This window comes from Streptomyces rubellomurinus (assembly GCF_000961885.1).
GTDB classification, from domain to species: Bacteria; Actinomycetota; Actinomycetes; order Streptomycetales; family Streptomycetaceae; genus Kitasatospora; species Kitasatospora rubellomurina.
Map to the genome: position 1 here is coordinate 1 of NZ_JZKH01000180.1, position 5,205 is coordinate 5,205.

The 5,205-nt window shown below is 77.4% G+C and carries 1 protein-coding gene; it reads left to right on the plus strand.

The window, feature by feature from the left end; genetic code table 11:
* The coding region (locus tag VM95_RS42125) for a type I polyketide synthase (RefSeq protein ID WP_045705528.1) at positions 1 to 5,205 on the plus strand (5,205 nt) is incomplete at both ends.

Here is a 5,205-nt window from a genome sequence, read left to right on the forward strand (position 1 = left end):
TTGGAGCAGCTGGTCGCCGGGCACGAGCGGGCGCGTCGGATCGACGTGGACTACGCCTCGCACGGCCCGCACGTCGAGGCGATCCGGGAGGAACTGCTCGGCGCGCTGAGCGGGATCACCCCGCAATCGGGCGACATCCCCTTCCACTCCACCGTGACCGGCGCGCCGATCGACACCGCCGCCCTGGACGCCGCGTACTGGTACACCAACCTGCGGCAGCCGGTGCGCTTCGCCGAGGCCGTCACCGGCCTGCTGGAGCAGGGCCTCGGGGCGTTCGTCGAGATCAGCGCGCACCCGGTGCTCGTCGTCGGGGTCGGCGAGTGCATCGAGCGCGCCGGTGCGGGTGCCGTCGCCCTGGGCACCCTGCGCCGCGACGAGGGCGGGACCGAGCAGTTCACCCGCGCGCTCGCCGAGGCCTGGACGCACGGCGTCCCCGTGGACTGGCGGCGCGCCTTCCCGGCCGACGCCCGGACCGTCCAACTCCCCACCTACGCCTTCCAGCGCCGCCGCTACTGGCTGGCGGGCGGCGGCGCCACGGCCGGGGACGCGGCCGGGCTCGGGCTCGCCGCCGCCGGGCACCCGCTGCTCGGCGCGGTCACCCGGCTGGCCGGCGGCGACGGCCTGGTGCTCACCGGCCGCCTCTCCCTGCGCACCCACCCGTGGCTGGCCGACCACGCGGTGGCCGGGACCGTCCTGCTGCCGGGCACCGCCTTCGTGGAACTGGCGATCCGCGCCGGGGACGAGGTCGGCTGCGGCCATCTGGAGGAACTCACCCTGGAGGCGCCGCTGGTGCTCACCGAGCGCGAGGCGGTGCTGCTGCAGGTGCGGGTCGGCGCGCCCGGCCCGGACGGTCGCGGCTCGCTCACCGTCCACTCCCGCACCGAGAGCGCCGACCCCGACGCCTGGGTCCGGCACGCCAGCGCCACCGTCACGGCCGCGGGTGGCAGCGTGCCCGCGTTCGACCTCGCCGACTGGCCGCCCGCCGGCGCCGAACCCGTCGACCTCGACGGCTTCTACGCCCGCCTGGCCGAAACCGGCTACGGCTACGGACCCGCGTTCCAGGGCCTGCGCGCCGTCTGGCGGCGCGGCGCCGAGGTGTTCGCCGAGGTCGCCCTGCCCGAGCCGGCCCGCGCCGACGCCCGCCGCTTCGGCCTGCACCCCGCCCTGCTCGACGCCGCCCTGCACGGCCTGGCCGCCGGCGCCCCGGAGACCGGCGCCCCGGAGACCGGCGTCCCGGAGCCGCCGGACGGCCTGCGGCTGCCGTTCTGCTGGAGCGGGGTGACGCTGCTCGCCACCGGCGCGCCCGCGCTGCGCGTGCACCTCGCCCCGGCCGGCCCGGACGCGGTGAGCATCGCCGTCGCCGACCCGACCGGCCGACCCGTCGCCCACGCCGACTCGCTGCTCTCCCGCCCGCTGGCCGCCGCCGGGCCGGCCGGCGCCCCGGGCGGCCCCGACGACCTGTACCGGATCGACTGGACACCCGTCCCGACCGCGCCGGGGCCCGTCACCCGCTGGGCCGTGCTCGGCGAGGACCACGACGGCCTCGCCGCCGCCCTGGGCCTGCCCGGCCACCGGGACCTCGCCGAGCTGCCCGCCGACACCGAACTGGTCCTGCTCCCGGCGGCCCGGGCCGCCGACGCCCACACGGCCACCGCCCGGCTGCTGGACCTCGCCCAGCGCTGGCTCGCCGACGAGCGGCACCCGGCGGCCCGGCTCGCCGTCCTCACCCGGGGCGCCGTCGCCACCCGGCCCGGCGAGGACGTGACCGACCTCGCGCACGCCGCCGGGTGGGGCCTGCTGCGGTCCGCGCAGGCGGAGCACCCGGGCCGCTTCCAGCTGCTGGACCTCGACCCGGCCGCCGCACCCGCCGCACCCCTACCGGCTGACCTGGCCGCCGCGCTGGCCACCGGCGAACCCCAGCTCGCCCTGCGCGACGGCGCCGCCCTCGCCCCCCGGCTGGCCCGGGCCGCCGACGCCGCCCTCACCCCGCCCGCCGGGCCCGCCTGGCGCCTCGACAGCAGCGGCCCGGGCACGCTGGACGGCCTGGCCCTGCTGCCCGCCCCGCGGGCCCTCGCCCCGCTCGCCCCCGGCCAGGTCCGCATCGCCGTCCGCGCCGCCGGCCTCAACTTCAAGGACGTGCTCGGCGCCCTCGGGATGTACCCAGGCGAGGTGACCCTCGGCACCGAGGCCGCCGGCGTCATCACCGAACTCGCCCCCGACGTCACGCGCTTCGCGGTCGGCGACCGGGTGCTGGGCATCGTCCCCGACGCGTTCGGCCCGATCGGCGTGGCCGACGCGCGGATGCTGGCCCGGATCCCGGCCGGCTGGTCCTTCGCCCAGGCCGCAGCCGTCCCGGTCGTCCACCTGACCGCCCGGTACGCCCTCGACGATCTCGCCGCGCTGCGCCCGGGCGAGTCCGTCCTGGTGCACGCGGCGGCCGGCGGCGTCGGCATGGCCGCCGTCCAACTGGCCCGCCACCTGGGCGCGGAGGTCTACGCGACGGCGAGCCCCGGCAAGTGGGACGCCCTGCGGGCCCTCGGGGTCCCGGACGAGCGGATCGCCGACTCCCGCACCCTCGACTTCGAACCCGCCTTCCTCGCCGCCACCGGCGGCGCGGGCGTGGACGTCGTGCTCGACGCGCTGGCCGGCGAGTTCGTGGACGCCTCACTGCGCCTGCTGCCGCGCGGCGGCCGCTTCGTCGAGATGGGCAAGGCCGACGTCCGCGACCCCGACCAGGTCGACCTGGAGTTCCCCGGCGTCCGCTACCGCGCGTTCGACCTGATCGAGGCCGGGCCCGAGCGGGTGGGCCGGCTGCTCGCCGAGACCGTCGACCTGTTCGAGCGGGGCGTGCTCACCCATGCCCCGCTGCGCACCTGGGACGTCCGGCGCGCCCCCGAGGCCTTCCGGCACATGAGCCAGGCCCGGCACACCGGCAAGCTCGTCCTCACCGTGCCGCGCACCCCCGACCCGGCGGGCACCGTGCTGATCACCGGCGGCACCGGCACGCTCGGCGGGCTGGTGGCCCGGCACCTGGTGACGGCCCACGGCGTGCGCGAGCTGCTGCTGCTGAGCCGGCAGGGCGAGGCCGCCCCGGGCGCGACCGAACTGGTCGCGGAGCTGGAGGAGTTGGGCGCCACGGTGACGGTCGCCCGGTGCGACGCGGCGGACCGGGACGCGCTGGCGGCCGTCCTGGCGGGGCGCCGGCTGACGGGCGTGGTGCACGCGGCCGGGGTGCTCGACGACGGGACGATCACCTCGCTGACGCCCGAGCGGCTGTCGGCCGTGCTGCGGCCCAAGGCCGACGCGGCGCTCCACCTGCACGAACTGACGAAAAGTCAGGACCTGGCGTTCTTCGTACTGTTCTCCTCCGGAGCCGGCGTCCTCGGCGGCACCGGACAGGGCAACTACGCGGCGGCCAACGCCTTCCTGGACGCGCTCGCCGCCCACCGGCACGCCGGCGGACTGCCGGGCCACTCGCTGGCCTGGGGCCACTGGGAGCCGGCCAGCGGCATGACCGCCCACCTGGCGGAGGACGACCTCGCCCGGATGCGGCGCGGCGGCGTACTGCCGTTCACCGCCGAGCACGGCCTGGCACTCCTGGACGCGGCGATCGGGCTCGACCAGCCACTGCTGCTGCCGATTCGGCTCGACCTGCCCGCCCTGCGCGCACGGGCGCGCGGCGCCGAGGGCCCCGGCCTGCTGCGCGGGTTCGTCCGGACAGCCGCGCGGCGCGCCGCCGCCGGCGACGACCGGGCCGGCGGCTCGGCGCTCGCCCGCGAGCTCGCCGAACACGGCGCGGCGGAACGGGAGGAACTGCTGCTCGACCTGGTCCGCGGCCACACCGCCACCGTGCTCGGACACGCCGCCCCCGACGCGGTCGAGCCGGCCCGCGCCTTCCGCGACCTCGGGTTCGACTCGCTGACCGCCGTCGAACTGCGCAACCGGATCGGCGCCGCCACCGGCCTCCGGCTGCCCGCCACGCTGGTCTTCGACCACCCGAACCCACTCGCCCTGACCCGCCACCTGCTCGCCGAACTGACCGGCGCCACCGCCCGACAGACCGCGGCTCCGCGCCCGTCCGCAGTGGCGGCCGACGATCCGGTGGTGATCGTGGGCATGGCCTGCCGCTACCCGGGCGGGGTGTCCTCGCCGGAGGAACTGTGGGAGCTGGTCGCGGGCGGCGTGGACGCGATCGGCGACCTGCCGGACGACCGCGGCTGGGACCTGGGGGAGCTGTACGACGCGGACGGAGTACGGCCCGGGACGACGTACACCCGGGCGGGCGGCTTCCTGGCAAACGCGGCCGGCTTCGACGCGGACTTCTTCGGCATCTCGCCGCGCGAGGCGCTGGCGATGGATCCGCAGCAGCGGCTGCTGCTGGAGACCTCCTGGGAGGCGTTCGAGCGGGCCGGCCTCGACCCGGCGGCGCTGCGCGGCAGCCGGACCGGCGTCTTCGCGGGCGCCACCAGCTCGGGCTACGGCGGCACCTGGGACGACGCCCCGGCCGAGGTCGAGGGCTACCTCGGCACCGGCACATCAGGGAGTGTGATCTCCGGGCGGATCTCCTACACCTTCGGCCTGGAGGGCCCGGCCGTCACCGTGGACACCGCCTGCTCCTCCTCCCTGGTCGCCCTGCACCTGGCCGCGCAGGCACTGCGCGCCGGGGAATGCGACCTGGCCCTGGCGGGCGGCGTGACGGTGATGCCGACACCCGGCCTCTTCGTGGAGTTCAGCCGCCAGCGCGGCCTGGCCGCCGATGGACGCTGCAAGGCCTTCGCGGCCGACGCGGACGGCTTCGGCCCGGCCGAGGGCGTGGGCGTCCTGCTGCTGGAGCGGTTGTCGGACGCGGTGCGGGCCGGTCATCGGGTGCTGGCGGTGGTGCGCGGTAGCGCGGTGAACCAGGACGGTGCGTCGAACGGGTTGACGGCGCCGAACGGTCCGTCGCAGCAGCGGGTGATCGAAGCAGCGCTGGCCGCAGCTGATCTGACGCCCAGCCAGGTGGACGCGGTGGAGGCGCACGGGACGGGGACGGCGCTGGGCGATCCGATCGAGGCGCAGGCGCTGCTGGCGACGTACGGGCAGGGCCGTGAACTTCCGCTGTGGCTCGGGTCGGTGAAGTCGAACCTCGGGCACGCGCAGGCGGCGGCGGGGGTGGCGGGTGTGATCAAGATGGTGATGGCGATGCGGCACGGGGTGCTGCCGCGC